The organism is Bradyrhizobium sp. USDA 3397, assembly GCF_054060965.1.
In genome coordinates, this window is the sequence record NZ_JBSSDS010000001.1 from 276,223 (window position 1) to 301,854 (window position 25,632).

The 25,632-nt window shown below is 64.1% G+C and carries 29 protein-coding genes; 22 read left to right on the plus strand and 7 right to left on the minus strand.

What is annotated here, in order from left to right; all coding sequences use genetic code 11:
• Nucleotides 1-49: 49 nt before the first annotated feature.
• Entirely contained in the window at nucleotides 50-439 is a 390-nt protein-coding gene (locus ACVWYQ_RS01180) for a hypothetical protein (protein WP_404546246.1), read from the plus strand.
• A 4-nt stretch (nucleotides 440-443) separates the two neighbouring features.
• On the opposite strand, the gene ACVWYQ_RS01185 is transcribed toward ACVWYQ_RS01180, so the two are convergent.
• Both ACVWYQ_RS01185 and ACVWYQ_RS01190 read right to left on the minus strand, forming a co-directional pair.
• A complete protein-coding gene (locus tag ACVWYQ_RS01185) occupies nucleotides 444-1,145 on the minus strand; it encodes a hypothetical protein (protein ID WP_404541773.1) in 702 nt (233 codons plus the stop codon).
• Between the two features lie 125 nt (nucleotides 1,146-1,270).
• A complete protein-coding gene (locus ACVWYQ_RS01190) occupies nucleotides 1,271-2,467 on the minus strand; it encodes an amidohydrolase family protein (protein ID WP_157282290.1) in 1,197 nt (398 codons plus the stop codon).
• A gap of 156 nt (nucleotides 2,468-2,623) precedes the next feature.
• Between ACVWYQ_RS01190 and ACVWYQ_RS01195 the strand changes: the two genes are divergently transcribed.
• The 8 genes from ACVWYQ_RS01195 to ACVWYQ_RS01230 all read left to right on the plus strand — a co-directional run bounded on the left by ACVWYQ_RS01195 (nucleotide 2,624) and on the right by ACVWYQ_RS01230 (nucleotide 6,603).
• Nucleotides 2,624-3,397, plus strand: a complete 774-nt coding sequence (locus ACVWYQ_RS01195) for a ferredoxin--NADP reductase (RefSeq protein WP_157282289.1) — start codon at nucleotides 2,624-2,626, stop codon at nucleotides 3,395-3,397.
• Between the two features lie 190 nt (nucleotides 3,398-3,587).
• Nucleotides 3,588-3,905 carry a hypothetical protein gene (locus ACVWYQ_RS01200; protein WP_456725354.1) on the plus strand — a complete coding sequence of 106 codons (318 nt, stop codon included), beginning with the start codon at nucleotides 3,588-3,590 and terminating at the stop codon, nucleotides 3,903-3,905.
• A 101-nt stretch (nucleotides 3,906-4,006) separates the two neighbouring features.
• Entirely contained in the window at nucleotides 4,007-5,278 is a 1,272-nt protein-coding gene (locus tag ACVWYQ_RS01205; RefSeq protein WP_456725355.1) for a cytochrome P450, read from the plus strand.
• Between the two features lie 148 nt (nucleotides 5,279-5,426).
• Entirely contained in the window at nucleotides 5,427-5,612 is a 186-nt protein-coding gene (locus tag ACVWYQ_RS01210) for a hypothetical protein (RefSeq protein ID WP_036001413.1), read from the plus strand.
• A 14-nt stretch (nucleotides 5,613-5,626) separates the two neighbouring features.
• Nucleotides 5,627-5,827, plus strand: a complete 201-nt coding sequence (locus ACVWYQ_RS01215) for a hypothetical protein (RefSeq protein ID WP_036001325.1) — start codon at nucleotides 5,627-5,629, stop codon at nucleotides 5,825-5,827.
• A gap of 1 nt (nucleotide 5,828) precedes the next feature.
• Entirely contained in the window at nucleotides 5,829-6,056 is a 228-nt protein-coding gene (locus tag ACVWYQ_RS01220; protein WP_271547194.1) for a hypothetical protein, read from the plus strand.
• A gap of 16 nt (nucleotides 6,057-6,072) precedes the next feature.
• On the plus strand, nucleotides 6,073-6,336 hold the full coding sequence (locus ACVWYQ_RS01225) for a hypothetical protein (protein ID WP_036022354.1): 264 nt from the start codon (nucleotides 6,073-6,075) through the stop codon (nucleotides 6,334-6,336).
• 24 nt (nucleotides 6,337-6,360) lie between these two features.
• Nucleotides 6,361-6,603, plus strand: a complete 243-nt coding sequence (locus ACVWYQ_RS01230) for a hypothetical protein (protein ID WP_036001316.1) — start codon at nucleotides 6,361-6,363, stop codon at nucleotides 6,601-6,603.
• A gap of 35 nt (nucleotides 6,604-6,638) precedes the next feature.
• On the opposite strand, the gene ACVWYQ_RS01235 is transcribed toward ACVWYQ_RS01230, so the two are convergent.
• Nucleotides 6,639-7,889 (minus strand): DUF763 domain-containing protein, encoded by a 1,251-nt coding sequence (locus ACVWYQ_RS01235; protein WP_271547193.1) that lies wholly within the window; start codon nucleotides 7,887-7,889, stop codon nucleotides 6,639-6,641.
• 126 nt (nucleotides 7,890-8,015) lie between these two features.
• On the opposite strand from ACVWYQ_RS01235, the gene ACVWYQ_RS01240 reads away from it, so the two are divergent.
• From ACVWYQ_RS01240 to ACVWYQ_RS01265, 6 genes are all read left to right on the plus strand, one after another.
• Nucleotides 8,016-9,158, plus strand: coding sequence for a mechanosensitive ion channel family protein (locus ACVWYQ_RS01240; RefSeq protein ID WP_128262252.1), 1,143 nt, complete (start codon nucleotides 8,016-8,018; stop codon nucleotides 9,156-9,158).
• Nucleotides 9,159-9,242: 84 nt separating this feature from the next.
• On the plus strand, nucleotides 9,243-9,953 hold the full coding sequence (locus ACVWYQ_RS01245; protein WP_271547192.1) for a TetR/AcrR family transcriptional regulator: 711 nt from the start codon (nucleotides 9,243-9,245) through the stop codon (nucleotides 9,951-9,953).
• Nucleotides 9,954-9,984: 31 nt separating this feature from the next.
• Nucleotides 9,985-10,869 carry an amidohydrolase family protein gene (locus ACVWYQ_RS01250; protein ID WP_271547191.1) on the plus strand — a complete coding sequence of 295 codons (885 nt, stop codon included), beginning with the start codon at nucleotides 9,985-9,987 and terminating at the stop codon, nucleotides 10,867-10,869.
• A 74-nt stretch (nucleotides 10,870-10,943) separates the two neighbouring features.
• Nucleotides 10,944-11,657 carry a PIG-L deacetylase family protein gene (locus ACVWYQ_RS01255; RefSeq protein WP_271547190.1) on the plus strand — a complete coding sequence of 238 codons (714 nt, stop codon included), beginning with the start codon at nucleotides 10,944-10,946 and terminating at the stop codon, nucleotides 11,655-11,657.
• Nucleotides 11,654-12,532 (plus strand): substrate-binding domain-containing protein, encoded by an 879-nt coding sequence (locus ACVWYQ_RS01260; RefSeq protein ID WP_271547189.1) that lies wholly within the window; start codon nucleotides 11,654-11,656, stop codon nucleotides 12,530-12,532. Before ACVWYQ_RS01255 ends, ACVWYQ_RS01260 begins: the two co-directional genes overlap by 4 nt.
• On the plus strand, nucleotides 12,532-13,455 hold the full coding sequence (locus ACVWYQ_RS01265; protein ID WP_404541766.1) for a DUF1932 domain-containing protein: 924 nt from the start codon (nucleotides 12,532-12,534) through the stop codon (nucleotides 13,453-13,455). Before ACVWYQ_RS01260 ends, ACVWYQ_RS01265 begins: the two co-directional genes overlap by 1 nt.
• On the opposite strand, the gene ACVWYQ_RS01270 is transcribed toward ACVWYQ_RS01265, so the two are convergent.
• Both ACVWYQ_RS01270 and ACVWYQ_RS01275 read right to left on the minus strand, forming a co-directional pair.
• Nucleotides 13,456-13,779 carry a hypothetical protein gene (locus ACVWYQ_RS01270; protein WP_271547187.1) on the minus strand — a complete coding sequence of 108 codons (324 nt, stop codon included), beginning with the start codon at nucleotides 13,777-13,779 and terminating at the stop codon, nucleotides 13,456-13,458. It lies immediately after the preceding gene.
• Between the two features lie 197 nt (nucleotides 13,780-13,976).
• Nucleotides 13,977-15,212, minus strand: a complete 1,236-nt coding sequence (locus ACVWYQ_RS01275; RefSeq protein WP_456725356.1) for an amidohydrolase family protein — start codon at nucleotides 15,210-15,212, stop codon at nucleotides 13,977-13,979.
• A gap of 150 nt (nucleotides 15,213-15,362) precedes the next feature.
• On the opposite strand from ACVWYQ_RS01275, the gene ACVWYQ_RS01280 reads away from it, so the two are divergent.
• Nucleotides 15,363-15,779 (plus strand): nuclear transport factor 2 family protein, encoded by a 417-nt coding sequence (locus ACVWYQ_RS01280; RefSeq protein WP_157282281.1) that lies wholly within the window; start codon nucleotides 15,363-15,365, stop codon nucleotides 15,777-15,779.
• Here the strand turns inward: ACVWYQ_RS01280 and ACVWYQ_RS01285 are convergent.
• A complete protein-coding gene (locus ACVWYQ_RS01285) occupies nucleotides 15,776-16,534 on the minus strand; it encodes a GntR family transcriptional regulator (protein ID WP_157282280.1) in 759 nt (252 codons plus the stop codon). The two genes, ACVWYQ_RS01280 and ACVWYQ_RS01285, sit on opposite strands and share 4 nt — an antisense overlap.
• 193 nt (nucleotides 16,535-16,727) lie before the next feature.
• Between ACVWYQ_RS01285 and ACVWYQ_RS01290 the strand changes: the two genes are divergently transcribed.
• The 5 genes from ACVWYQ_RS01290 (at nucleotide 16,728) to ACVWYQ_RS01310 (ending at nucleotide 21,920) form a co-directional block, all read left to right on the plus strand.
• Complete coding sequence (locus ACVWYQ_RS01290; protein ID WP_271547185.1) at nucleotides 16,728-17,585, plus strand: ABC transporter ATP-binding protein; 858 nt, start codon at nucleotides 16,728-16,730, stop codon at nucleotides 17,583-17,585.
• Complete coding sequence (locus tag ACVWYQ_RS01295) at nucleotides 17,585-18,361, plus strand: ABC transporter permease (RefSeq protein ID WP_157282278.1); 777 nt, start codon at nucleotides 17,585-17,587, stop codon at nucleotides 18,359-18,361. Before ACVWYQ_RS01290 ends, ACVWYQ_RS01295 begins: the two co-directional genes overlap by 1 nt.
• 40 nt (nucleotides 18,362-18,401) lie before the next feature.
• The gene (locus ACVWYQ_RS01300) at nucleotides 18,402-19,427 is read left to right on the plus strand and encodes an ABC transporter substrate-binding protein (RefSeq protein ID WP_275500122.1); all 1,026 of its coding nucleotides are present in this window, start codon (nucleotides 18,402-18,404) and stop codon (nucleotides 19,425-19,427) included.
• A 16-nt stretch (nucleotides 19,428-19,443) separates the two neighbouring features.
• Nucleotides 19,444-20,877 carry an amidohydrolase family protein gene (locus tag ACVWYQ_RS01305; RefSeq protein WP_456725357.1) on the plus strand — a complete coding sequence of 478 codons (1,434 nt, stop codon included), beginning with the start codon at nucleotides 19,444-19,446 and terminating at the stop codon, nucleotides 20,875-20,877.
• A 134-nt stretch (nucleotides 20,878-21,011) separates the two neighbouring features.
• The gene (locus tag ACVWYQ_RS01310; protein WP_456725358.1) at nucleotides 21,012-21,920 is read left to right on the plus strand and encodes an amino acid ABC transporter substrate-binding protein; all 909 of its coding nucleotides are present in this window, start codon (nucleotides 21,012-21,014) and stop codon (nucleotides 21,918-21,920) included.
• Between the two features lie 27 nt (nucleotides 21,921-21,947).
• Here ACVWYQ_RS01310 and ACVWYQ_RS01315 read toward each other — a convergent pair whose 3' ends face one another.
• Nucleotides 21,948-23,573, minus strand: a complete 1,626-nt coding sequence (locus ACVWYQ_RS01315; RefSeq protein WP_456725359.1) for a long-chain fatty acid--CoA ligase — start codon at nucleotides 23,571-23,573, stop codon at nucleotides 21,948-21,950.
• Between the two features lie 177 nt (nucleotides 23,574-23,750).
• Here ACVWYQ_RS01315 and ACVWYQ_RS01320 point away from each other — a divergent pair, with 177 nt between their 5' ends.
• Nucleotides 23,751-25,604, plus strand: a complete 1,854-nt coding sequence (locus ACVWYQ_RS01320) for a flavin-containing monooxygenase (RefSeq protein WP_456725360.1) — start codon at nucleotides 23,751-23,753, stop codon at nucleotides 25,602-25,604.
• Nucleotides 25,605-25,632 lie beyond the last annotated feature (28 nt).

A 25,632-nucleotide genomic window follows, 5' to 3' on the forward strand; every position in this document is an offset into this window, starting at 1 on the left:
GCAGGAACTGGCGACTAACCTTGATGAAGGGTTTATCGAGGTTTTGGTCATGAGAGTTGCGACGCGCTTTGCGGTTGTCTTGAGTCTTGGTGTCGTGCTCGCCGGCCAATGCGTTCCCGCCTTGGCGGCGCAGCCTTACGAAGGCTTCTGGGCCTCGACCAAAAAGGACTGTCGCGATGAGGACAGTCCCAACCGCATGAGCATCGAGGGCGGCAATCGCCTCTACTGGTACGAGACGCGGTGCCGCGCCAGCGAGATCACGGCCGACGGAAGGCTCGGCTGGAAAATGAAGCTGGCCTGCGAAGGCGAGGGCGAAAAATTTCGCTCCAATCCTCGCGTCTCCATCGCTACGGATGGCAGGCTGGTGATGGACAACGGGCCGGTTGGGCGGGCCAAGCGCCAGACCTATGTGCGCTGTGAGATTGCGAAGAAGCGCTGATCTCTTACGTCTTTCCCGGCCATTTGGCGCGGTAGCGGATTTCGCTGCCGTCACCAAGCCGCCGCCACGTTCCAAATTCCGGCGTATGCGGCGCCCGGGCCGTCAAATCGATCGGATAGATCCGGCTCGGCTGGCCCTGGATGTTGATGGCGAGCTGCCGGTGCGAGGTTCGAAACGCCAGCTCGACTTCGCCGGCGATAACGGCTTGGTCGCCGTCGCGATAGAATGCGGCCGGACTGACTTCGCCCGGCATGGTGTTGATGTCGGTTTGCAATTCGATGGTGATGCCCTGCGCCGATGTCGGCACTGTAACCCCTGCCGGAAAGCGCACCTCGAACACGAGCAGGGGATTGGCGCCGTTGCGGTTGAGCCAGGGCGTTGCGGTCGCGTATGCGTACGCAATGTAGGCGCCGAGGCCGGCGGTGCAGAGCAGGGCGACGATGCCGAGCGACTTCAAGCTGTTCCGCGTGACACCGCCGATGCCTGCGTCCTGCCCTGTATCTTTGCCTGGACGCGTCACGAGACAATTGGCGAGAACCGCGCCGGCGATCGCGCCCATGGGCGAGTAGACGAACAGTCCCAGCAGACCCGATGTGATCGGGTCCGCACGGTTGCCGAAATCGAGCAGAGAAAACAGCACAAAGATCGCGATATAGCCCGCCACCGCGCCAGCGACGCCCACGGCTATCCGTGATTGGTCCTTCATGTCTGCCTCGATGGTCGAACAATGAACTGCCGCCGCCGAGGGCTGCCCGCGTTAGACGCAACAGGCTTGCGACTTGTTCAATGCCTTCGAGGGACAATGCGGAGCGGCGGGCCGCTCCGGCTGCATCACTTCGCCACCACCTCCGGCACCTTGCCGGCCGGCGGCGTGTTGCGGCTGCGCTGGGTGCGGACGATGCCATCGATGATGGTCATGCCGATGCCGGGCAGGTCACCGAGTTGGACGCTCTCCAGGATGTTCTTGCCAGGCGAGTGCTGGGCCTTGTCCATGATGACGAAGTCGGCGGAGCGGCCGACCTCGATCAGGCCGCAGTCGAGCTGGCGCATCCGGGCGGTGTTGCCGGTGGCAAGGCAGAACGCGATCTCGGCCGGCAACTCGCCGAGCGAAGACAGCATCGAGACCATGCGCAGAATGCCGAGCGGCTGCACGCCGGAGCCGGCGGGCGCGTCGGTGCCGAGGATGACGCGGTGCAGGTCGCCCATCTCGCGCGCGGTGCGCAGCGTGAACAGGGCCGAGCGCTCATTGCCGTTGTGCACGAGCTCGAGGCCGCGCTTGCAGCCCTCGCAGATGCAGCGGATCTGGTCGTCGGGCAGGGCGGTGTGGCCGCCGTTGATGTGGCCGACCACGTCGGTGTCGGCCTCCAGCACCACGTCCTTGTCGATCAGGCCGGAGCCGGGGATCGACGGGCCGCCGGTGTGGATGGTGCTCTGGATGCCGTATTTGCGCGCCCAGCCGACCATTTTCCGCGCGGTCGGGCCGTCCTTGACGCCGCCGAGGCCGACCTCGCCGAGCAGCTTGACGCCGTTGGCGGCCATCTCCTTGAAGTCTTCTTCCACCATCTCGCATTCGATCACCGGCGCGCCGGCGTGAACCTTCACGCCGCCGGGGCGCAAGGTCCAGAATGCGCGCTGGGCGAACACGGCCATGGCCTTGAGGCCGACGACGTCGCGGGGACGGCCGGGCATGTGCACCTCGCCGGCGGAGATCATGGTGGTGACGCCGCCGTGCAGATAGCTGTCGATCCAGTTGATCTGGTTCTGCCGCGGCGTCCAGTCGCCGGCGACAGGGTGGACGTGGCTGTCGATCAGGCCCGGCGCCACTGTGGTGCCGTTGGCGTCGACGATGGTGGTGGCGCCTTCGGTGTTGACGTCCTTGAAGCGGCCGATCGCGCTGATCTTGCCGTTCTCGGCGACGATGGTGTCGCCGTCCAGAATCGGCTTTTCCAAAGCGCCGGACAGGATCAGGCCGATATTGCGGATCACCAGCTTCGAGGGTCCGGTGGCCTGGGGTGCGTCATGCGCCATGGAAGGGCTCCTTATTCCTAACTGCAACGCTTCCGATCTTGGGCAGCCTTGACCGCGGGATCAAGCCGGATTATTCATTGGTATACGAATGATCGTGTACAAACGACGCATAGCTGCCGGCCTCGGAACCGCAATCGACGCGACAGGGAAGGTGAGATGAGCAATTTCAATCAGGAAAGCGTTTTGAGCGTCCACCACTGGACGGACACGCTGTTCTCCTTCAAGACCACCCGCAGCCCGACCTTCCGCTTCCGTAACGGCGAATTCACCATGATCGGGCTCAAGGTGGGCGAGAAGCCGCTGCTGCGGGCCTACAGCGTCGCCAGCGCTAATTACGAGGACACGCTGGAGTTCTTCTCGATCAAGGTGCCTGATGGACCGCTGACTTCGCGCCTCCAGCACTTGAAGGAAGGCGACGAAATCATCGTCAGTCGCAAGGCCACTGGCACGCTGGTGATCGACAATCTCGAAGAGGGGCGCAACCTCTACCTCATCGGCACGGGCACGGGCCTTGCGCCGTTCCTGAGCGTGATCAAGGATCCCGAGACCTATGAGCGGTTCGAGAAGGTGGTGCTGCTGCACGGCTGCCGGCAAGTCAAGGAACTCGCCTATGGCGAGATGATCACCGAGCATCTGCCGAAGGACGAATTGCTCGGCGAGTACATCCAGAACCAGCTGATCTACTACCCGACCGTGACGCGCGATCCCTTCCGCAACCGCGGCCGCATCACCGACCTCATCACCTCAGGCAAGCTCTTCGCCGATATCGGCCTGCCGGTGCTGGAAGCCGCCCACGACCGCGTCATGATCTGCGGCAGCCCGGCGCTGGTGGCGGACACCCGCGTCCTCTTGGGCGAGCGCGGCTTCGTCGAGGGCAATCACGGCGAGCCGGCCCAGTTCGTGGTCGAGAAGGCGTTCGCCGAGCGCTGAAGCGTTTCTGAGCGAAGTGGATACCGGTTCGCGCCAAGAAAACGCGCCCAAATAAGAATCTAGAACCCCGTTGCGGGGCTCCAGATCCGGAATTTCTGCGCGAGAAGATCGCATTTTCGCCACCGCCGGGGCGTTGCGGCGCCGATTCGGCGCACGATACTATGTGGGACCGAATCAGCGGAGTTCCCACATGGTTGCGGACAGCGACAGCAACATCGCCTGGCACCGGGTTCAATTGAAGAAAAACCGCGCCGAGCTGAAGGCGCTGGAGACCGCGCGCTTCACGATGGGCGAGATCGCCACCTCGAAGCGTAACGGCCAGAAGACGATCGCGGAACTCAAACGCAAGATCGCGCAGTCGGAGCGCGCGATCGCCGATCACGACAAACGTACGCGCCGTCCACTTGCAACGGACCTGCATAGCCTCAGCAATGGCAGCTGGAGCCATTGGGACGCCTACACCCAACAGCAGCGCAAGACCGGCCAGCGCTCCTCCGGGCGCGGATAGCCGCGGCTCGCCACGCCTGCGGCCGACGAGCAGACGCACTCTTGCGCCGGCTGCGTCGCGCACCATCTCGGTGATACGCCACCAATCGTTCCGGTGATCCCATGACAGTGCGCCTCGATTTCACCAGCGAGGCCTTCTTTCGCGATCCGCCCAAGGCGATCGCGAAATTGCGCATGTCCGCACCCGTGGTTGCGACGCGGTTTCCCATCATCGGCAATGTCTGGATCACCACGACCCATGACGCCACCGCGCAGGTCCTGAAGGACGGCGCGACCTTCACGTTGCGCAAGGAGGATGGCGATATCGCGGGCTTGCGCTGGTGGATGCCGAGGTTCGTCAGGACCATCGCCAACAACATGCTGACGATGGACGAGCCGGATCACACGCGGCTGCGCAGCATCGTGGACGAAGCGTTTCGCCGCCGCGCGATCGTCGCAATGGAGCCGCGCATCCGGGCCATCGCTGACGGTCTCGCCGACGAGCTGTTTGCGGAGGAATGTCCGGCGGATCTGGTCGAGCGCTACGCGCGCATCCTGCCGCTCGCGGTGATCTCGGAGCTGCTCGGCCTGCCGCTGGCAGACCGTCCAAAGTTCATCGCCTGGGCGAACGCGATGACCTCGCTGACGAATGCCGTCAGCTTCTTGTCCCTGCTGTTCGCGGTGCGCAAGATGCGCGCCTACCTCGAGCAGCAGTTGCAGATCGCGCGTGTCCAGGGCGGCGAGGGCCTGATCGCCGAACTGGTTCAGGTCGAGCGTGAAGGCGGCCAGATCACGCCGGATGAAATGGTTTCCATGGTGTTTCTGTTGCTCGGGGCGGGATCGGAAACCACCACCCATCTCATCAGCGGTTCCGTCTACGAGCTGCTCAGGAATCCCGAGCTGCGCGATTGGCTGGAACAGGATTGGAGCCGTGTCGGGCTCGCCGTCGAGGAGTTCCTGCGCTTCGTCTCACCGGTGCAATTCTCCAAGCCGCGCTACGTGCGGCGCGATGTCGAGGTCGAGGGCGTGCGCCTGAAGAAGGGCGATCGCGTCATGGTGATGCTCGCCGCTGCGAACATGGATCCCGCGGTACATGATCGTCCCGAGACCCTCGATCTCGAACGCAAGCCGAACCGCCATATTTCGTTCGGCACGGGAATCCACTTCTGTCTCGGCCATCAGCTCGCGCGCATCGAGGCGGCCTGTGCGCTGGAGGCGCTGTTCGTGCGTTGGCCGAAATTGAGTCTTGCCGTTGATGCCGCTGAAATCCGCTGGCGCAGGCGGCCGGGCTTGCGCGCGATCGCGAAGCTTCCCGTCACGGCAGAGGGCCGCGGAACAGAGACGACTGCACGCAGCGGAACGAGGGGCGATCGTTCCCTCATCGCGACGAACTGACGTCGACGGCGCCCTTTCGGAAAATCTTTGCCTGTTGTGATCGGCCAGGAACGGTGTGCCGTTCGTGCTGTTGTCATCCCGACATGACGCGGAGGGGAGTTCCTTGAGGCGCATGTCGCAGATCGACGTCTTAACGGGAGACCAGATCATGGCCAGCAAGATGCCACCTGTTCCACCGGACAATCAGAGCCGCAAGGGAACCGGCGATCGCAAGCAAATGTCCGCCGATCAGATGCCACACGGTCAGGAGCGCGTACAGAATCCGGATCAGCAGGGACAGCAGGGCAACATCAAGCAGAACACGACCAACCAAGGCTATCAGCAAGATCGCTGAGGAGGACGACATTCATGTCGACATCCACGAAGACACCGAACAGCATTCGACAGGGCGGACCCGGCGCCTCGCATGAGAACGCGAAGGCACCGCTTCAGGTGAAGAAGCCGCCGGCGGACGATCCGCAGCGCAGCCACAGCCGGGTTTCCGGCGGCGGTGGCGAGCGCGATTCCCATCACACGCACGACGAGGCCGGAAAGGGCGGAGGCAGGTGACATGACCAACAAGCAACCCAAGTTGTACGCGCCGACCGAAAAGGATCTGCATGACAACCCCCTGATCGGCGGGTCCAAGGGCGCGAACAGGGCAGGCGTTTCGCCTGACGACCTCGAAGACGTCCTGGGCGAGAACACGATCGAGGGCGACGTCGAGAACGACGTGAACGTCGGTGGCGGTATCGACAAGGATGTCGCGCGGAGCGGTTCGCCCCGAAGAGGCCGGTAAGATTTGGAGGCCCACAATGCAGGGCAAGAAGACTCACGAACAGCAAGTGCGCATCCTCGAGCGGAAGCCCGATGTTCCGGATGCGCGAGAACTTGAACAGGCCGCTGGTCATAACCCGCAAGACACGCGCGTCCATCGTGCCAACCCCGAAGCTCGTCACAGCGAGTTTCCAGTGAGCCGCGGCGGTCTCAACCAGGAGAGTGATCACAACAAGCACAACGATCCCGGTCAGAGCGGCCACAAGCCGCCCAAACCGACGGCGGCACAACAGAAGCACTAAATCATCGGAAGAGAGGAGAGACTGATGCCTGGTGGGCATGGCAGCAAGACGCACTTCAGATCGGGCATGCATGGCAAGGGCGACGGCACCGGCGCATTGACCGACGTGCCGAAGGAGATGATCGGCGACAACATGGTCCTGTCCAACCGAGATAAGAAACAGCATTCGGACATTCGCGGCATGGACGGCAAGTCCATCCAGACCGAACAATATCAGGACCACGCAGCAAACCGGCTCGATGAGAAGCCGGAGGCCGACGAGACCTGAGAGGGCGTTCGTTCCGCCAACTTGCGGACCGGTGTTCAGCCGGTCCGCTTTTTTGTGGGCGCAAGGTCACGCTCCCAGCCGAACACCGAACGGCCGTCGAGCTCCGGCGAGGCTGCACGTTCGCCGGCGATGAAAGCATCGACTGAGGGGCCGCGCGCGGTCCGCTCCAACCGCCGTGCCTGGTCGTCGAGGCGCTTGATCGCCTGCATCTCCTCGTCGCGTCCGAGCTTCGCGCTTCGGATCGCGCCCTTCAGCACCCGGATGGTCTCGTCATAGACCTTGATCGGAACGGGGTAGGGATGCCGGTCCTTGCCGCCATGGGCGAGCGAGAAACGGGCGGGGTCGGTGAAGCGATAGGGCGCGCCGTGCACGACCTCGGCGACCATCGCCAGCGAGCGCACCGTGCGCGCGCCGACGCCCGGCGTCAGCAGCAGCTCCGGAAAATCCACCGGGCCGCGTTCGGCTGCAGCGGCGAGCGTACCGTGCAAGCGGCGCGCGAACACGTCCTTGGGCCGCACATCATGATGCGCAGGCATGATCAGATGCGGCAGCATGCCTTGCGCCGGCGTGGACGAGGTCCCCGTGAGCCGCTCGAATTCGGAGACGATGCGATCCGGGCCGAGGTCGGAGAGCAGCTCGAGCTGTGCCGTCCGAGACAGATCGGCGCGATGATCGGTGAGATTGACGATCTCCCCCTGCTGCGGCCCGTCGATTGCGCTGTGCGGCGTATCGACAAAGCTTTTCAGCGCCTCGGAGTGCCAGTGATAGCGCCGCGCCTGCCGCTTGTCGCCGTTCATGCCCTGCTGCACCACCGTCCATTTGCCGTCAGTGGTGACGAAGAAGCCGTGCAGGTAAAGGTCAAAGCCGTCCTGGACCGCGGCGCTGTCGACCTTGGCGACCAGACGGCTGGCCCTGGTCAGCTTGACGCCGTCGAATCCGACGCGGTCGCCGAGCTGCAACAGCTCGTCCGGCGTCTTGCGCGAATGCTGACCGCGACCGCCACAGACGTAGATCCCGAGCTCGTCCTGGAGCGGTCCGAGCCCGCGCTTCAGCGCGCCGATCACCGAGGTGGTGATGCCGGAGGAGTGCCAGTCCATTCCCATCACGGCGCCAAACGACTGGAACCAGAATGGATGCGACAAGCGCTGCAGAAACGCGTCGCGGCCGTAATGATGCACGATCGCCTGGGTGACGATCGCCCCGAGCGAGGACATGCGACTTGCCAGCCAGGGCGGAACCCGCCCGGTATGAAGAGGAAGATCGGCGCTGCCGGTTCGTCGAGTCATGGCGACAAGCCTAGCGCAGCTCAGCGACGGTTGCACCTGCGGGATGCTGCATTGCACGGGGCGGGGGAGCGAAGCCGGCCGGGATGCGTTGTGCGGGTTGCGTGAATGCAATGATGGGGATGATCCATGGATTGGCAGGCTCTGACGGCCGATATCGACAGGATGTTCGGCTGGATACCGTCATGGTTCATCGGCCTCACCCTGGTTGCCGGCGCGATCCTTCTTGCCCTGCTCGCCTACCGGGTCGCCACATGGCTGCTCAACCGCGCTTTCGGAACGCGGCTTCCGCTCTTGAGCGTGTTCATCGAGCGCACCTCGGGCCCCGCGCAAATGGCGCTTTGCCTTGCCGCCGTCGCAATGGTGCTGCCGCTGGCGCCGCTCGACGATACGATCCGCACCCCCCTGACGCGGCTGTTCGTCGTGGCCTTTATCGCGCTGATCGGCTGGATCTCGATCCGGATCGTCGACATGAGCGCGGCGCGCTACTTGCAGAATTTTCGCGATGTCACCGAAAATTTCGTCGCGCGCAAGCACGTCACGCAGGTGCGCGTGTTCAAGCGCGTCACCGACACCATCATCGTCATCATCACGGTCTCCGCCGCGCTGATGACGTTCGACTCCGTGAAGCAATACGGAGTCAGCCTATTCGCCTCCGCAGGTGCTGCCGGCATCATCGTCGGCCTTGCCGCGCGCCCGCTGCTGAGCAATCTGATCGCCGGCCTGCAGATCGCGATCACCCAGCCGATCCGCATCGAGGATGCGGTGATCATCGAAAACGAATGGGGCTGGATCGAGGACATCGCCTCGACCTATGTCGTGATCCGGCTGTGGGATTGGCGCCGCATGGTGGTGCCGCTGTCCTACTTCATCGAAAAGCCGTTCCAGAACTGGACGCGCGACACCGCATCCCTCATCGGCGTCGTCGCGCTGCATGTCGACTACCGCGCCGACGTCCCGCGCATCCGACGCTGGCTGGAGGAGGCGGTGAAGCAGTCGAAGCTGTGGGACGGGGAGGTGGTGAATCTCCAGGTGATCGATGCCGATTCGCGCACCATCGAGCTTCGGGCGCTGGTCAGTGCCAGGAACGCACCGCAGTCGTGGGACCTGCGCTGCGAGATCAGGGAGAAGCTCATCGCCTTCATCCGCGACGAGATGCCGGAGGCGCTGCCGCGCGACCGCGCCATCCTGATCCCGTCGGGAGACGGAGAGGGCGATCTCGGACTGCGTCCCGCACCGCCGGAGAAGATGCGGGCGAGCGCCAGTCACTGAACGGCGCTTACGCGCCTGCGCCGTCCCGCTATGACCACGTTCTTGTTGACGAGACCTGATCTTTTGTACGATAGTACAAATCTCATGGTACGCAAGCCCACCAGCAAGGAAGCGGCCCGCAAGCCGAACATGCGCGAGGCGATCCTCGCCGCCGCGGAGGAGCTGTTCTCCACCAACGGCTTCAATGCCGTATCGGTGCGCGACATTGCGCAAGCTGCCGGGGCAAATCCGGGCAGCGTGACCTATCATTTCAAGACCAAGGACGGTTTGCTGCTGGAGATCTACCGGCGTCATTGCGGGCCGATGAATCTGCGCCGTTCCGAGCTGCTCGCGGCCGCAAAGCGCGTGCGCGATCTCCAGGACCGGCTGGAGGCGATCGTTCGCGCCTATGTGGTGCCGGCCTTCACCTCGGGCAGCGATCTCGCCGGTGGCGGGGCGCGTTTCACGCGGCTGCGCGCGGTGATGTCAGCGGAAGGCAACGAGGTCGCGCGAAAGATCATCGCGCAGACCTTCGACGACACCAGCCATGCCTTCATCGACGCGGTGCACGAGAGCCTGCCGCACATTCCGCGCACGGACATCGTCTGGCGCAGCCATTTCCTGCTCGGCGCGCTCTATTATTCGCTGGTGACGCCGGAGCGCGTGTCGCGCCTGTCGCGCGGCGAGGCCGACGGCAGCGATGCCGCTTGCGCCATCGAGCAGTTGGTGCAGGCCACCGTCGCGGCCTTCCAGGCGCCGGCGCTGGATGAGGCCGCGCCGGCGCGGCGGCGGCCGGTCGTCGCCGGCAAGGCGTGAAGCAAGAAATCTCGCTTCGGCGGTTCACCTCATGACGATGATGTACACGCCGACCATCCCACCGCCCGACCCGAACACGCGCACGCCGAAGTTCAGGCTGCCGCAGCTGTCGTGTGACGCGCATTGCCACATCTTCGGGCCCGGCGCGAAATACCCTTACGCGCCGGATCGCTCCTACACGCCGCCGGATGCACCGCTGGAGGATTTTCGCTTCCTGCATGCCAAGCTCGGCGTGGAGCGCGCCGTCATTGTCAATGCCAGCGTGCACGGCACCGACAACAGGGTGGCGCTCGATGCGATCGCTGAGAGCAATGGCGCCTACCGGGCCGTCGCCAATATCGATGGCGCCATCACCGAGCGCGACCTGCGCGTCCTGCACGAGGGCGGCTTTCGCGGCTGCCGCTTCAATTTCGTCCGCCATCTCGGCGGCGTACCCGACAAGCGCGTGTTCGACCGCATCGTCGCGATGGTCGCACCGCTCGGCTGGCACGTCGACCTGCATTTCGATGCGATCGATCTGCCCGAATATGCCGACATGCTCACAAGGCTGCCGCTGACTTACACCATCGACCATATGGGTCGGGTGAAGGCGGCCGATGGGCTAGACCAGCTGCCGTTCAAGATACTGATCGAGCTGATGCAGCGCGACGAGAAGTGCTGGGTGAAAATCTGCGGCCCGGAGCGGGTGTCCTCTATCGGTCCGCCGTTCACCGATGCGGTGCCGTTCGCGCGAAAGATCGTCGAGACCGCGCCGGATCGTGTCATCTGGGGCACAGACTGGCCGCATCCCAACGTCAAGGTGATGCCGAACGACGGCGATCTCGTCGATCTGATTCCGCTGTTCGCGCCGGAGCCGGAGGTGCAGACGAAGATTTTGGTCGACAATCCCGCGCGCCTGTTGGGGTTCGAGGCGTGACGACGTCATCGCGCCCGGCACGCTGCGCGGACATGCGCTGTGGACGCATGCATACGAACGAAAAGGAGTAGCCCATGAAAACAGGTCTCGTCGTCACCGCCCATCCCGGCGATTTCGTCTGGCGCGCCGGCGGCGCCATCGCACTGCATGCGAAGAAGGGCTATCGGATGAAGATCGTGTGCCTGTCCTTCGGCGAGCGCGGCGAGAGCCAGTTCGCCTGGAAGGAGCAGGGCGCGACGCTGGAATCGGTCAAGGCCGGCCGCAAGGACGAGGCGGAACGGGCGGCCAAGCTGCTCGGTGCCGAGATCGAGTTCTTCGATTGCGGTGACTATCCGCTGAAGCTCACCGACGCGCATTTCGACCGCATGGTCGACATCTACCGCGAGCTAAATCCGAGCTTCGTGCTGACGCATGCGCTGGAAGACCCCTATAATTTCGACCATCCGAACGCGGCGCATTTCGCGCAGGAGACGCGTGTGGTCGCGCAGGCCATGGGCCACAAGCCCGGCGCGCAGTACAAATATTCGGCGCCGCCGGTGTTCCTGTTCGAGCCGCACCAGCCCGAGCAGTGCAATTACAAGCCGGACACGATCCTCAAGATCGACGAGGTCTGGAAGGAGAAATACGAGGCGTTCCAGATCCTCGCTGCGCAAAAGCATCTCTGGGGCTATTACGAGCGCGTCGCGCTCAACCGCGGCATCCAGGGCAGCCGCAACACCGGCGTTGCCATGACCTATGGCGAGGCCTATCAGCGCCTGTTTCCGACGGTTGCGGACGAGCTGGCATGAAGCCGGTCCGCAACATCAAGCTGAAGGTCGTACTCGGCAGTCACCACCATGTGCAGGCGGTGAAGAGCGGGGCGCTCCGTTCCGACCTGTTCGATCTCGATTTCATCGAATACACGCCGACCAACACGGCGTTCAAGCCGATGGTGCGCGAGCAGGCCTTTGACGTCTGCGAGATGGCGATCGTCACCTATTTGATGGCGAAAGCGCACGGCAAGCCGCTGGTGCTGATGCCGGCGACCATGCTCGGCCGCTTCCAGCATTCCTACGCTCTCTATAATCCCGCGCATGGGACGCTCGGGCCCACCGATCTCGAAGGCAAGCGGGTCGGTATCCGCTCCTTCACGACCACGACGGGCGCTTGGATCAGGGGTATCCTCGCCAACGATTACGGCGTCGATCTCGACAGGATTCGCTGGATCACCTTCGAGAATCCGCATGTGGCCGAATATGTCGACACCACCGAGCGCGCGCCGAAGGACAAGAAGATCCTGCAGATGCTGCTCGACGGCGAGCTCGATGCTGTCCTCGGCGAAACCTCCGATGATCCCAAGCTGAAGCCGCTGTTTCCCGATCCGGCCGCGGAGGCCGCCCGATGGTATTCGCGGCGCGGCGTCGTGCCGGTCAACCATCTCGTGGTCGTGACCGAGAGCCTGGCGAAATCGCGCCCCGACGTGGTCGCCGGCGTCTATGATCTGCTCAAGCGGAACAAGGCGCAGACGGGACCGACGGCAACGCCGGACCTCGTTCCGTACGGGATCGAGGCCAACAGAAAACCGCTCGAGCTGATCATCGACTACGCATTCCAGCAGGCGCTGATCCCTCGCCGCTATTCGGTCGATGAGCTCTTTGACGAGACGACACGAGGACTGAACTGATGGCAGGTGATCCCAGGCGCTGGCAGATCGGGTTGGTCGGCTATGGCGAGGTCGGCAGGATTTTGGCCGAGGATTTGCGCCAGCAGGACATCAAGGTCTCAGCCTACGACATCAAGCTCGGAGGCGAGCAGGGCGCGTTGCTGCAAGGGCATGCGGCGAAATTCGGTGTCGCTCTTGCAACTTCTCACGCCGAGCTGGCCGCGAAGTCCGACTTCATCATCTCCGCCGTCACGGCGAGCCAGGCCGTGCCGGTCGCAAAGGCCTGTGCGGCAGCGATCAATCAGGGCACCTGGTTTCTCGATTTCAACTCGGCCTCTCCTGGTGCCAAGCAGCGCGCGGCGGCGCTGATCGATGGTGCCGCCGGGCGCTATGTCGAGGGCGCGGTGATGACCTCGGTGCCGCCTTATCGCATCAAGGTGCCTTTGCTGCTCGGCGGACCCGGCGCGAGGGAGCTCGAGCCGCTTCTGAATACGATCGGTTTCGCGGCCAAGGTTGCCAGTGACAAGCTTGGCGTGTCCTCGGCCGTCAAAATGTGCCGCAGCATCATGATCAAGGGCCTTGAGGCCATGGTCATCGAGAGCTTCACGACGGCGCGTGCCTATGGCGTCGAGGATGCGGTGCTGGCGTCGCTTGCGGAAACGTTCCCCGGCATCGATTGGGAGGAGCTGGGCGCCTATTGCTTCCAGCGCGTGATCGAGCACGGCCGCCGCCGGGCGGAAGAGGTGCGGGAGGTCGCCGAGACCGTGCGCGAGGCGGGCCTGACGCCGTGGTCGGCGCAAGGCACGGCCGAGCGGCAGGCCTGGATGGCCGATCTCGCCGATGAGGGGCAGTTCGGGTTGAGAGGCAGCGGGGAGTTCGCCCGCAGTGCGGACTGGCGCACCGAGGCGGACCGGATCCTGGCGAAGATCAATCGGACGAAATAGTCAGCTCAGGACCGGGTCGCGGGATTCGAAGCTCCCGACCTGGTCACGCGCGCGTTCGATGAGGTCGATCAGATTGCGGGCTTTACGGACGAGCTGCTCGGTGGCCGGCTGGGTGCGGAACTCCGCCAGCACGGCGCGAACGCACTTGCTAGCGGCATCGAGCGTCCAGAGCGTACGGTTCACGTCGGCCTGCGTCTGGATGGCCGAGATGTCGAGGCCCGAGAGAACGTGGCCGATGCCGTCCAGCCGATTCACCGCCGTATCGGTCGGCGTTCGGGCGTGGACGGAATCATCGATGCTGCTGAATGCGCTGAACAGACTCATACTTCCCCACTGAACGCAGATTGTCAGTGCACGTTCTAGTTACGACGGCGCGGCCTGCCTCGCAATGCGTTGAGCTACGGTCCGGGATTCTACCGAACTCGGGTCGGCGCGGACCGGCGGTAAAATCGAACTGCCGTGGCCCCGCGGCCCGATCAGGTCGTGCGCGCGATGCCCGAAATATCGGCCGCGAAACGCGCTCAGCTCTTGAACAGGGTCGGCCGCGGCCGTGCAAATGTCTGCTGGCCGCGCTTGAAGCCCATCAGGACGTCAGGCAGCTCGGCGATGGCGAATCGGCTGTCCTTGGTATCGACCACGATCAGATCGGCGGGATTGCCGACCTCGATGCCGTAGTCGGCGAGGTTCATCAGCCGGGCCGGCAGCCCGGTCACGAGGTCCAGGCAGGTGTCGAAGTCGCTGACCGAGGCGTGCGCGACGTTCGCATAGAAGTTCGCCATCCGCAGCAGCGAGGCATCGCCGAACGGCGTGAAGGGATTGAGCACGTTGTTGGTCGCGACCGAGCAGAGCACGCCGTCGCCGGCAAGCTTGTGGGCGAGGGTCAGCCCGCGCGGCGCGTTGTGCGTGGCCTCGCGCCCCATCAGATAGAGATCGGTCGCGGGCAGGACGGTGACCGCAACGCCTGACCTTGCCAGTTGCGCAGTGGCCGCCTTCATCCGTTCGGGGGGCAAGGCCGACAGTTTCGTGGCATGGCCGATCGCGACGCGTCCGCTGTAGCTGCGCTGCTCGGTCTGGCGACAGACCTCGTCGATATGCGACCAGGAGGGATCGAGGTCGAAATCGAGATGGAGATCGACGTCGATGTCGAATTCCTCAGCGAGATCGAAGATGCGCGCGAGATGGGCGTTCGGGTCGGTGTCCATGTAGGGACAACCGCCAATGACCTCGCCGCCTTCGCGCAGCGCCTGGGCCAGCAGCTCCTCGGCTCCGGGATCATTGGTGAGGCCTTCCTGCGGGAAGACGCAGAGCTCGAGATCGATCGCCCAGGCGTAATCGCGCTTCAGCGCCTTGACCGCCTCGAAGCCGCGAAGGCCGATGCGAGGGTCGATCTCGACATGCGTGCGCATGCGCGTCGTGCCGTTGACGATGGCGCGTTCGAGCACTCTGGCGCCGCGCGCGTAGACGTCCTCGATCGTGAAATCCTTCTTCATCGCGGCGACGGCGCGGATCGCCTCCGAGACGCTGCCGTGATCGTGGCCGCAGCGGCCGAGCAGGCAGGCCTTGTCGAGATGGATGTGGGTGTCGACGAAGCCGGGGAGGGCGAGGAGGCCGCCGACCTCGATCTCGGCGGCCTCGCACGCCAACTTCGGCGCGATCGCGGCTATGCGGCCGTCCTTCACGCCGATATCGACGGGTGCGGCGGAAGAGCGCAACAGCGCGTTGCGGAAGACCAGGTCGAAGGCGGCTTGGGTGGTCATGGCGTTGGATTCAGCTGCAGCAGCCTAGCCGAAGCCGCGGGAGGGGGCAGCTCCAGATTGTGTGCAGTGCTGAGGCCGTATTGTCTAAAAAATGTGCATGCACTTTGAGGCCCAGATTGTAAAATAGCGACGTCCCAAGAGAATCCCGCGATGTCTATTCCCGCAAAAGCCGAAAGCCCGATGACCGACGCCGAGATTGTCGAAGCCTATCTCACCGCTTCGATGATACCGGATCCCGATGCCGCTGCGGCCTATATGAAGCCTGGCACGGTGATCACGTTCACCGGTGGGCGCGCGTTCGACCATCCGCGCGGGCCGACCGGCTTCAACGCGAAGCGCTATCGCTGGGTCAAGAAGAAGATGGACCGGTTCGACGTCTGCCCGGGCGCGGACGAGACCGTCGTCTACAGCGTCGGCACGCTCTATGGCGAGTGGATGGACGGCACGCCGTTCGAGGGCAACCGCTATGTCGATCGCTTTGTCGTGAGGGACGGGCAGATCGTGAAGATGGACGTCTGGAACGATAGCGCCGAGCGCATTCTCGTTCAGCGCGGCATCGAGGCCTAACTCCGTCGAGCCAGCTTCGGCAGCTTGATCACCCGATTGCTCGTCACCTCGTCCGCATAGGGTGCGAGGATGTCGAGCAGATCGCGGCCGCGCTGCGGAGTGGGAGCGACCAGCGCACGATTGGCCACCGAATCCAGGTGATGATGCATCAATTCCATCACCTTGGCCGCATCGCCCTTGGCCAGCGCTGCGATGATGGCGCGGTGCTCGTTGATGGCGCATTCGGTGGAATGCGGCCGGCTGTAAAGCGACAGCGTCAGGCAGCAGCGATAGGCGACCTCGCTGACATAGCGCACCAGGATTGGGCTGTTCGTCATGTGCGCGAGCAGGATGTGGAATTCGGTCGCGAGGCGGATCGACACCGCATCCGTGCCGTCGCGGGCGCGATCTTCGGCATCGACATGGGCGTTCAGCTCGGCGATCTGCGCCTTGGTCAGCTTGCCCGCGAGCTGGCGCACGACGAGGCGTTCGAGCTCGATGCGAATGTCGAAGGCATCGCGCGCCTCCTGCCAGCTCGGCGTCGCCACTACGGCGATCCGGTTGCGGCGGAGCTCGACTAGGCCTTCGGCGGCGAGTTGGCCCAGTGCATGGCGGGCGATGGTGCGGCTGACGCCGAAACGTTCGCCGAGCGCATCCTCCGGCAGCTTGGCGCCTGGCTCCAGCGCCTGTTCGATGATGGCGCGCCGGAGCGCGCGGCAGATCACGCTGACCTTGTCCGACGATTCAGAAGTCTTGCTACTGGCGCGCGCCGCCATCGGCGAATCCCATGGGAGTGACATCTCTCTTTAGCACAGGCTCGCGTCGATTCAGCGCTCCAATTGCATGCAGTTTGGCCTCCGGACTGCCTAAATCGAATCCGGCGATTTGGCGCGGATTTCGGCTAGGCCATTGATTTCGCGGGGCTCGATCGCTGGCATCCAGCTTGCATGCACTTTTCCTGTGATGCGCATGCAACCCAACGCCCAATTCGACGGCCAGCCCGTTCCCGAAGGCTCGGCCACGCCCGCCATCGAGCTGTCCGAGGCCTCGGTCACCTTCGGGCGCGGCGACCGCGCCGTGCCTGCTTTGTCGAAGACCACGCTCAAGATCGCCGACGGCGAGTTTGTCGCATTGGTCGGCCCATCCGGATGCGGCAAATCGACCATTTTGCGGCTGGTCAGCGGCCTGGTGCAGCCGACCAGCGGCGTCGTCATCGTCGGCGGCCGCGAAGTGGCGGCGCGGGCGATGCGGGTCGGCATGGCCTTTCAGAACCCGACCATGCTGCCGTGGATGACGATCGAGCGGAACATCATGCTGCCGCTGAAGATCGTCGAGCCGTTCCGCTCGAAGTTCCGCAAGCTGCGCAAGACCGAATTCCGCGACAAGGCTAATGCCCTGCTGGAGCAGGTCGGCCTCAAGGGCTTCGGCAATCGCTATCCCTGGCAGCTCTCCGGCGGCATGCTCCAGCGCGCCAATCTCTGCCGCGCGCTGATCCACGAGCCGCGCATGCTGCTGCTCGACGAGCCCTTTGGCGCCCTCGACCAGTTCACCCGCGAGGAGCTATGGGCGATCCTCCAGAATCTCTGGATGACGCACAAGCCGACCGTGCTGCTGGTGACGCACGATCTGCGCGAGGCGGGCTTCCTTGCCAGCCGCATCTGCGTGATGAGCGCGCGCCCCGGCCGCATCCTCGACGACAGCCGCGTCGAATTCGCGCGGCCGCGCACGGTCGCGATGACGTTCGAGCCGGATTTCGTCGCGCTGAACCAGAAGCTGCGCGCCTTCATCGAGGATGCGCGCAGCGCCGCTGATCAGGGGGCAGGCTGATGTTCGGGATCGATGTCAGGCAGAAAGCGTGGTCGGCGGGGCTGATCGTGCTGTTCTTCGTCGCCTGGGAGCTGTTCTGCCTAATGTCCGGCATGTCCGACCTGGTGCTGCCGCGACCCTCGCAGGTGTTCGTGACGCTGGTCCAGCGCTTCCCGGTACTGTGGCCGCATATCGTGCAGACGCTGGCCACCACCATGCTCGGCTTCGTGCTTGGCGTCGCGCTCGGCGTCGCCCTCGGCGCGATCATCGGCGTGTCGAAGACGGCCTACGACACCTGCTATCCGCTGCTGATCGGCTTCTCCTCGATCCCCAAGGTCGCGGTGGTGCCGATCTTCGTGCTGTGGTTCGGCTCCGGCACGGTGCCGGCGGTGCTGACTGCGCTGTCGATCTGCTTCTTCCCGATCGTGGTCAACATCGCGACCGGCCTTGCTACCACCGAGCCCGAGCTTGAGGACGTCTTGAAGGCGCTCGGCGCCAGCAAGCTCGACATCCTCTGGAATGTTGGTCTGCCGCGCACCATGCCGTTCTTCTTTGCTTCGCTGAAGGTTGCGATCTCCTACGCCTTCGTCGGCGCGGTGCTGTCTGAGACGGTCGCCTCCAACCGCGGCATCGGCAACGTCATGATGACCGCGTCCTCCAATTTTAACGTGCCGCTGGTGTTCGCCGGCTTGTTCGTGCTCGCCGGGCTCGGTGTCGCGCTCTACGTCGTGTTCTCGCTGATCGAAGGGCAGGTCACCGGCTGGGCCACGCGCAAGAACGACGTGATCGCCACCTGATTTTTCCAACCGTCACGCAACGAAGCTTGAGGAGGTCTCGATGTTGAGAAACGTAACTGCCGCGCTGTTGGCATTGGCCCTGTCCACGGGGGCCGCAATCGCCCAGGAGACCACGATCAAGTTCACACTGGGCTGGAAAACCCAGGGCAGCGACGCTGCCTTCTTCTATGCCAAGGACAACGGCTTCTTCAAGGAGGAAGGCCTCAACGTCGTCATCGATCAGGGCGAGGGCTCCGGCGCCACCGTCACGCGTGTGATGTCCGGCGCCTATGACGCCGGCTTCGGCGACGTCAACGCCATCATCCAGAACGCCTCGACCAAGCCGCAGGAGGCGCCCGTCATGGTCTACATGATGTGGAACCAGCCGCCGTTCGCCATCGTCGCCAAGAAGAGCAGCGGCATCAACACCATCAAGGATTTCGAGGGCCGCACGCTCGGCGGTGCGCAGGGCACGCCGACGACGCGCTTGTTGCCGGTGTTCACCCGCAAGAACGGGCTCGACGGCGAGAAGATCAAGATCTCCAACATGGCGCCGAACCTGCAGGAGCCGATGCTGATCAAGGGCGACATCGATGCGGCCCTCGTCTTCAACATCACCAGCTATTTCAATCTGGTGCTCAACCGCCAGGATCCGGACAAGGACTTCAAATGGTTTTCGTTCGGTGAATATGGCCTCGATCTCTACTCCAACGGCGTGATGGTCTCCCGCAAGCTGATCGCCTCGAATCCGAAGGCCGTCGCGGGCCTGGTGCGCGCCATCAACAAGGGTGCGATCGCGATCGCCAAGGACCAGAATGCCGGCATGAAGGCGGCACTGAACTACGACAACCTCATTAACGCCGAGGTGGAGAAGCGCCGGCTGCAATATTCCTTCGAGAAGCTGATCGTCTCGCCGGAGATGAAGGAGATCGGCATCGGCGACATCAAGGACGACCGGATGACGCGCGCGATCGGCATCGTGGTCGAGGGCTATCAGCTCGCCCGTGCGCCGACGCCGGCGGAGGTGTTCTCGCGCGAATTCCTGCCGCCGCGCGGGGAGCGGGAGCTGGTGTACACTGCCAACTGAACTTGGAGGAACAGCCATGGCCACGGAGATCTCGGCAACCAGCCTGTTCCGTGGCCCTGACCGTGGCGTCAGCGAGAACGTCGTGCTGCGGCACGACGAGGGCGTCATCACCGAAATCTCGGAAGGAGCGGGGCCGGCGCCTCGCTCCTTCGTCATCCCCGCCTTCGTCAACGCCCATGATCATGCCCGTGCCACGGCGTCGTCCTTCGGTGCGGTCGGCATGCCCCTGGAAAGCTGGATTTTGCGAACCGCACTGGGCTCGCCGATCGATCCCTATCTGACAGCCGTCTCGGCATTGGCCCGTTCCGCCAAGGCAGGCTGCGCGGCGATGATGGTCCATTACACGCGTCCGAGCGGGACGATGCCGCTGCTGGACGAGGCCAAGGCCATCGCGAAAGCCGCATCCGACGTCGGGATTCGCATGGCGTTTGCAATGGCGGTGCGCGATCAGAATCCCATCGTCTACGGTGATGCCGAGCCGTTGCTTTCTGGGCTTGCCGGGGACGATCGCAAGACCATCGAGGATCTCTTCGTTCGCGCGCCGCTGTCGCCGAAGGCTTATATCGAGCTCACCGACGCAATTGCCGCAGCCACCGCCGGGCCGATGGTGGACGTTCAGTTCGGGCCGGCCGGTGTGCAATGGTGCTCGAAGCCGCTGCTGGAGGCGGTGGCGGAAAACTCCGCGCAGACCGGACGGCGCATTCACATGCACCTGCTGGAAACAGTTTATCAGCGCGCCTGGGCCGACCAGCACTTTCCGGACATGGTGCGTTGGCTTCGCGATATCGGCTTTCTCTCCGAGCGGCTGACGCTGGCGCATTGCATTCACGCCCGTCCGGATGAGCTGGAGATGATCGCCGCCTCCGGCGCGCGCATCGTCACCAATTTCAGCTCGAACATGCATTTGCGCTCGGGCCTCGCCCCGATCGCCGCCGCGCACAGATGCGGCTGCGCCATCACTGTGGGCGTCGACGGCCTGGCGCTGGACGAGGATGACGACATTTTGCGCGAGATGCGGCTGGTGCAGATGGTCCATGGCGGCCTCGGCTTCAAGGCGACATGGACGCCGCCCGAGATGTTTTCGCTCGCCATCCGCAACGGACGCCATGCGACCGGGGCGCCCGGGAATGGTGAGCTCGCGGCGGGCAATCCGGCCGACTACGTCGTGATCGATCTTGATCGGCTCGATCGAGACCAGATCATGCCGGTCGATCCCATGGCGCTGCTGTTTGCGCGTGGCAACGCGTCGCTGGTGAAGGAGGTGGTCGTCGCCGGCAGGACGATCGCGCGGGACGGGGTCTGCACGGACGTAGACCTGCCGGCCATCGAGCGCGAATTGCGGGCGATGTATCGCGCCAATGTCGGCAAGCTCGACAGCTTCCGGCGGATGTGGCCGTCCCTGTCGGATCGGCTGAGCGGCTGGTTCGAGCAGCAGCTGACCTGCGAGTGACGCGCCGATGGGCGCCGCGACGGAATGTATATCAAACAGCGATAGCTGGTAGACGCAGCCTCGTCTGGCGCATGACCGACCTCTAGGCTATCAGCTCCTCGATCGCTCGACACCAATCCCTTGAGGAGCCTCTGATGCGCCTACCGACCATTCTCCTGGCCCTGACATGTCTTGCCGGCGCAGCTTCGGCCGAAGACCTCACGGGCACGCTCCAGAAGGTGAAGGAGACCAAGAAGATCACGCTGGGCTATCAGGAGGCCTCCGTCCCATTCAGCTATCTCGACGGCAACCAGAAGCCGGTCGGCTTTGCCATGGACATCTGCCTTAGGATCGTCGAAGCCGTGAAGAAGCAGCTCGGCATGCCTGACATTTCGGTCGAGACGCTCGCGGTGACGTCGTCGAACCGGATTCCCTTGATGGTCAACGGCACGCTCGACCTGCATTGCTCGGCGACCACCAACAATGCGGAACGCCAGAAGCAGGTCGCCTTCACCAACACGCATTTCCTCAGCGCGACGCGGTTCGCGGCCAGGAAGGCGGCGAGCATCAAGACCATCGACGATCTCAAGGGCAAGGCGGTCACGGCGGTCGCGGGATCTGTGAACCTGACGCAGCTCGCCAAGGTCAATACCGAGCGCAATCTCGGCATCAACATCATGCCGGCCAAGGACCAGGCCGAGGCGTTCCTGCTGCTGGAGACCGACCGCGCCCAGGCCTATGCGCTCGACGACGTCCAGCTCGCGGTCGCGATCGCGCGGTCGAAGGAGCCGCAAGCTTACATGATCAGCGAGGAGGCGTTCTCCAAGCCCGAGCCCTACGGCATCATGCTGCGGCGGGAGGATGCGCCGTTCAAGGCGCTCGCCGATCGCGCCACCGCGGAGCTTTATGCCAGCCCCGAGATCGAGGTGCTCTACAAGAAGTGGCTGCAATCGCCGACGCCGCCGAACGGCCTCAACTACAACGTCCCGATGTCATCCGCCTTGCGCAACGCCTTCAAGAAACCGAGCTCGAGCGCCGATCCTGACGTGTACGCGGTAAACTGAGGCGAGGCGGCCGGGCGCTGACGGGCGTTATGCGACCCTGTACTCCCTGAATCGTTCGCGCAGCGCCGATTTCAGCACCTTGCCGGTGCCGGTCATCGGGAATTCGTCGAGGAATTCGACGGCGTCCGGCAGCCACCAGCTCGCGATCTTCGGACGCATGTGCTCGAGCAGCGTCTTGCCGTCGACGGTCGCTCCCTTCTTGCGGACGACGAGGAGCAGGGGGCGCTCCTGCCATTTCTCGTGGCTGATCGCGACGACGGCCGCTTGCAGCACGTCGGGGTGGGACAGGGCGATGTCCTCGAGCTGGATCGAGGAGATCCACTCGCCCCCGGACTTGATCACGTCCTTGGAACGATCGGTCAACGTGACGTGGCCTTGTGGGTCGATCACGGCCATGTCGCCGGTGATCAGCCAGCCGTCGCGGTCGAGGCCTTCGTCCAGCTTCATGTAGCCGGAGGCAACCCAGGGCCCGCGGGCGCGCAAATGGCCGACCGTCTTGCCGTCGCGCGGCAGCTCAATGCCGGCGTCGTCGACGATGCGCAAATGCGTGCCGAAGCAGGCACGGCCGGAGACCTGACGGCGGTCGAATTTCTCCTTCTCGCTGAGATGCTCCGAGCCCGGCCGCAGGCCCGGCATCGAGCAGCCCAGCGCCTCGGTCATGCCCCAGGCCTGGATGTAATCGACATTGTACTCGCGTTTGAGCTTCTCGACCATCGCGCGCGGCGGGGCCGAGCCCGACGACAACGTCGCGCGCAGGGTCGAGAATCTGTTGCCGGTCCGCCCAAGCCAATCGAGCAGGATCAGCCAGAAGCTCGGCACGCCCGCCGACAGTGTCACCTTCTCGCCTTCCAGCAATTCATAAAGCTTGTCCGGCTCGTAGTTGCGGCCGGGCAGCACGAGCTTCGATCCCGTATAGGGCGCTGTGAACGGCATATTCCAGCCATTGCCGTGGAAGAGCGGCGCCATCGGCATCATCACCTCGCGCACGCCTTCGACGTGTCCCGGCAGGAAGTCGAAATTGCAGCAGGTCATGGTCTGCAGGATCGCGGCGCGGTGCGAGTAGATCACGCCCTTGGGATTGCCCGTCGTGCCCGAGGTGTAGCAGATCGTCGAGGCGGCCTTCTCGTCGAACTCCGGCCAGGCGAAGCCGGCGTCGTTCTCGCGTTCCAGAAGCTCTTCGTAACAATGCACATTCGCAAGCTTCGTCTCCGGCATCCGCTCGCGCGAGGACATCACGACATAGGCCTCGACCGTCTTCAGCTGCGGCGCGATCGCTTCCACGATGGGCAGCGTGGCGCGGTCGATGAAGAGCAGGCGGTCCTCGGCATGATTGATGATGTAGACGAGCTGCTCGGGAAACAGCCTGGGATTGACCGTGTGCAGCACGTAGCCCATGCCCGGCGCGGCGTAGAACATCTCGAAATGCCGGTGTGTATTCCAGGCCAGCGTTCCGACGCGATCGCCTTGCTTCATGCCGAGCCGCTTCAGCGCCAGCGCCATGCGCTTGATGCGCGGATGCGCGTCTGAGTAGGTGTAGCGATGGATGTCGCCCTCGATCTCGCGTGCGACGATCTCGGCTTCGCCATGATAATCGGCCGCATACTGGAGCAGGCCGCTGATCAGCAGCGGCATGTCCATCATCAATCCCTGCATGGTCTCCCTCCGGATAGCCATGTCGTTGCATGGCGTAGGCTCGTGATTTGCGCTCGAGGTTAGCGGAACGTCACGCAGCGTTCACGCAAAAAACAATCAGCGTGATTGCATGCCGCGCTTTTTCGGCGCTAACGTGCGGTGAGCTGCCGCCGAAGCAGCATGCGCGGGAGGAATCGAATGTCAGCGGAAAGACACAAGACCGATGCAAGCGGCGCTTCTACGGTCGATATTTCCGCCCTCCGTGCCCGTTATCGCGACGAGCGCGACCGCCGTCTGCGCGCCGAGGGCAAGGCGCAGTATGTCGAGGTTGCGGGCGAGTTCGGCCGTTATCTCGACGACCCCTGGGCCGATCCCGGATTTGCGCGCGCGGCCATCAGCGAAACGACCGAAGTGCTCATCGTCGGCGGTGGCTTCGGCGGCCTGCTGTGTGGCGCGCGATTGCGCGAGGCCGGCATCGCGGATTTTCGTATCGTGGAAAAGGCCGCCGACTTCGGCGGCACCTGGTACTGGAATCGTTATCCCGGCGCCGCCTGCGATACCGAGAGCTATATCTACCTGCCGCTGCTGGAAGAGACCGGTTACATGCCGATCCGCAAATATGCCCGGGCGCCGGAGATCTACGAGCACTCGCGCCGCATCGGCCGTCATTTCGGGTTGTACGAGCGCGCGCTGTTTCAGACCGTTATCTCGCGGATGACGTGGCAGGAGCATGAGGCGCGTTGGCTGGTCGAGACCAACAGGGGCGACCAGATCCGCGCGCGCTTCGTCATCCTCGCCGGCGGACCGCTGAGCCGTCCGAAGCTGCCGGGCATTGCCGGCATCGAGACGTTCAGAGGTCACAGCTTTCACACCAGCCGCTGGGATTACGGCTACACCGGCGGCAACGCGGATGGTGGCCTGACCGGTCTTGCCGGCAAGCGCGTCGGCATCATCGGCACCGGCGCCACCGCCGTGCAATGCGTGCCGCATCTCGGCCGCTACGCCAAGGAGCTCTATGTGTTCCAGCGCACGCCGTCCGCGATCGGGGTTCGCGACGATCGTCCGACCGACCCGGCCTGGGCGCAGAGCCTCAAGCCAGGCTGGCAGCGCGAGCGCATGGACAATTTTACCGCCGTGATTTCAGGCGAGCCGTTCGAGCAGGACCTGGTGCAGGACGGCTGGACCGGCCTGCTCGGCGAGATCCTGCTGGCACCGCGCCGGCAAAAGCAGCCGGTGACCTCGATTGAGGAAGCGCTGAAGGTCATCGAGCAGGCCGACTACCGTAAGATGGAGGAGATCCGCGCGCGCGTCGACACCGTGGTCAAGGATGAGGCGACCGCGGCTGCGCTCAAGCCCTGGTACAAGGCGTTCTGCAAGCGGCCGTGCTTCCACGACGAATATCTGGACACCTTCAACCGTCCCAACGTGTATCTCGTCGATACCGGGGGAAAGGGCGTCGAACGCATCACCGAGAATGCCGTCGTCGCCGGCGGCAAGGCCTACGAGCTCGACTGCCTGATCTATGCCAGCGGCTTCGAGGTCGGCACCGATTACGCGCGCCGCATGGGCTTCGAGGTCTATGGCCGCAACGGCATGAGCCTGTCCGAGCGCTGGCAGGACGGCGTCAAGACGCTGCACGGCTTCTACAGCCGCGGTTTTCCGAACTGCTTCCTGATCGTCACCGTGCAGGCCGGCCAGAGCGCCAATTTTCCGCACATCATCGACGAGCAGTCGCAGCACATCGCCTATGTCATCAAGCAGGCGCGCGAGCGCAACGCACGCACCCTGGAGCCGACGCTTGCCGCCGAGAATGCCTGGGTCGAAGAGGTCGTCAAGGCCGCGCTCGGCCGGCAGACCTATCTCGCCGAATGCACGCCGGGCTACTACAACAACGAAGGCGTGTTCGATCCGATCGCGGCAAGAAACAGTCAATATTGGCGCGGGCCGGTGGCATTCCTGCGGTTGCTCGACAAATGGCGCAAAGAGGGCAACCTGGAAGGCCTCGAATTGTCCTATGATCAGGCCATGGAGTCGGCGCATTCCAGCGGGTAAGATTGCGCCGCCGAGCGGTACAGGACAG

What these genes read in the sequence shown, in the direction of transcription:
- ACVWYQ_RS01180 (WP_404546246.1), top strand. Translation starts at nt 50, where the DNA reads ATGAGAGTTGCGACGCGCTTTGCGGTTGTCTTGAGTCTTGGTGTCGTG.
- ACVWYQ_RS01185 (WP_404541773.1), bottom strand. Translation starts at nt 1,145, where the DNA reads ATGAAGGACCAATCACGGATAGCCGTGGGCGTCGCTGGCGCGGTGGCG.
- ACVWYQ_RS01190 (WP_157282290.1), bottom strand. Translation starts at nt 2,467, where the DNA reads ATGGCGCATGACGCACCCCAGGCCACCGGACCCTCGAAGCTGGTGATC.
- ACVWYQ_RS01195 (WP_157282289.1), top strand. Translation starts at nt 2,624, where the DNA reads ATGAGCAATTTCAATCAGGAAAGCGTTTTGAGCGTCCACCACTGGACG.
- ACVWYQ_RS01200 (WP_456725354.1), top strand. Translation starts at nt 3,588, where the DNA reads ATGGTTGCGGACAGCGACAGCAACATCGCCTGGCACCGGGTTCAATTG.
- ACVWYQ_RS01205 (WP_456725355.1), top strand. Translation starts at nt 4,007, where the DNA reads ATGACAGTGCGCCTCGATTTCACCAGCGAGGCCTTCTTTCGCGATCCG.
- ACVWYQ_RS01210 (WP_036001413.1), top strand. Translation starts at nt 5,427, where the DNA reads ATGGCCAGCAAGATGCCACCTGTTCCACCGGACAATCAGAGCCGCAAG.
- ACVWYQ_RS01215 (WP_036001325.1), top strand. Translation starts at nt 5,627, where the DNA reads ATGTCGACATCCACGAAGACACCGAACAGCATTCGACAGGGCGGACCC.
- ACVWYQ_RS01220 (WP_271547194.1), top strand. Translation starts at nt 5,829, where the DNA reads ATGACCAACAAGCAACCCAAGTTGTACGCGCCGACCGAAAAGGATCTG.
- ACVWYQ_RS01225 (WP_036022354.1), top strand. Translation starts at nt 6,073, where the DNA reads ATGCAGGGCAAGAAGACTCACGAACAGCAAGTGCGCATCCTCGAGCGG.
- ACVWYQ_RS01230 (WP_036001316.1), top strand. Translation starts at nt 6,361, where the DNA reads ATGCCTGGTGGGCATGGCAGCAAGACGCACTTCAGATCGGGCATGCAT.
- ACVWYQ_RS01235 (WP_271547193.1), bottom strand. Translation starts at nt 7,889, where the DNA reads ATGACTCGACGAACCGGCAGCGCCGATCTTCCTCTTCATACCGGGCGG.
- ACVWYQ_RS01240 (WP_128262252.1), top strand. Translation starts at nt 8,016, where the DNA reads ATGGATTGGCAGGCTCTGACGGCCGATATCGACAGGATGTTCGGCTGG.
- ACVWYQ_RS01245 (WP_271547192.1), top strand. Translation starts at nt 9,243, where the DNA reads ATGGTACGCAAGCCCACCAGCAAGGAAGCGGCCCGCAAGCCGAACATG.
- ACVWYQ_RS01250 (WP_271547191.1), top strand. Translation starts at nt 9,985, where the DNA reads ATGACGATGATGTACACGCCGACCATCCCACCGCCCGACCCGAACACG.
- ACVWYQ_RS01255 (WP_271547190.1), top strand. Translation starts at nt 10,944, where the DNA reads ATGAAAACAGGTCTCGTCGTCACCGCCCATCCCGGCGATTTCGTCTGG.
- ACVWYQ_RS01260 (WP_271547189.1), top strand. Translation starts at nt 11,654, where the DNA reads ATGAAGCCGGTCCGCAACATCAAGCTGAAGGTCGTACTCGGCAGTCAC.
- ACVWYQ_RS01265 (WP_404541766.1), top strand. Translation starts at nt 12,532, where the DNA reads ATGGCAGGTGATCCCAGGCGCTGGCAGATCGGGTTGGTCGGCTATGGC.
- ACVWYQ_RS01270 (WP_271547187.1), bottom strand. Translation starts at nt 13,779, where the DNA reads ATGAGTCTGTTCAGCGCATTCAGCAGCATCGATGATTCCGTCCACGCC.
- ACVWYQ_RS01275 (WP_456725356.1), bottom strand. Translation starts at nt 15,212, where the DNA reads ATGACCACCCAAGCCGCCTTCGACCTGGTCTTCCGCAACGCGCTGTTG.
- ACVWYQ_RS01280 (WP_157282281.1), top strand. Translation starts at nt 15,363, where the DNA reads ATGTCTATTCCCGCAAAAGCCGAAAGCCCGATGACCGACGCCGAGATT.
- ACVWYQ_RS01285 (WP_157282280.1), bottom strand. Translation starts at nt 16,534, where the DNA reads ATGGCGGCGCGCGCCAGTAGCAAGACTTCTGAATCGTCGGACAAGGTC.
- ACVWYQ_RS01290 (WP_271547185.1), top strand. Translation starts at nt 16,728, where the DNA reads ATGCAACCCAACGCCCAATTCGACGGCCAGCCCGTTCCCGAAGGCTCG.
- ACVWYQ_RS01295 (WP_157282278.1), top strand. Translation starts at nt 17,585, where the DNA reads ATGTTCGGGATCGATGTCAGGCAGAAAGCGTGGTCGGCGGGGCTGATC.
- ACVWYQ_RS01300 (WP_275500122.1), top strand. Translation starts at nt 18,402, where the DNA reads ATGTTGAGAAACGTAACTGCCGCGCTGTTGGCATTGGCCCTGTCCACG.
- ACVWYQ_RS01305 (WP_456725357.1), top strand. Translation starts at nt 19,444, where the DNA reads ATGGCCACGGAGATCTCGGCAACCAGCCTGTTCCGTGGCCCTGACCGT.
- ACVWYQ_RS01310 (WP_456725358.1), top strand. Translation starts at nt 21,012, where the DNA reads ATGCGCCTACCGACCATTCTCCTGGCCCTGACATGTCTTGCCGGCGCA.
- ACVWYQ_RS01315 (WP_456725359.1), bottom strand. Translation starts at nt 23,573, where the DNA reads ATGCAGGGATTGATGATGGACATGCCGCTGCTGATCAGCGGCCTGCTC.
- ACVWYQ_RS01320 (WP_456725360.1), top strand. Translation starts at nt 23,751, where the DNA reads ATGTCAGCGGAAAGACACAAGACCGATGCAAGCGGCGCTTCTACGGTC.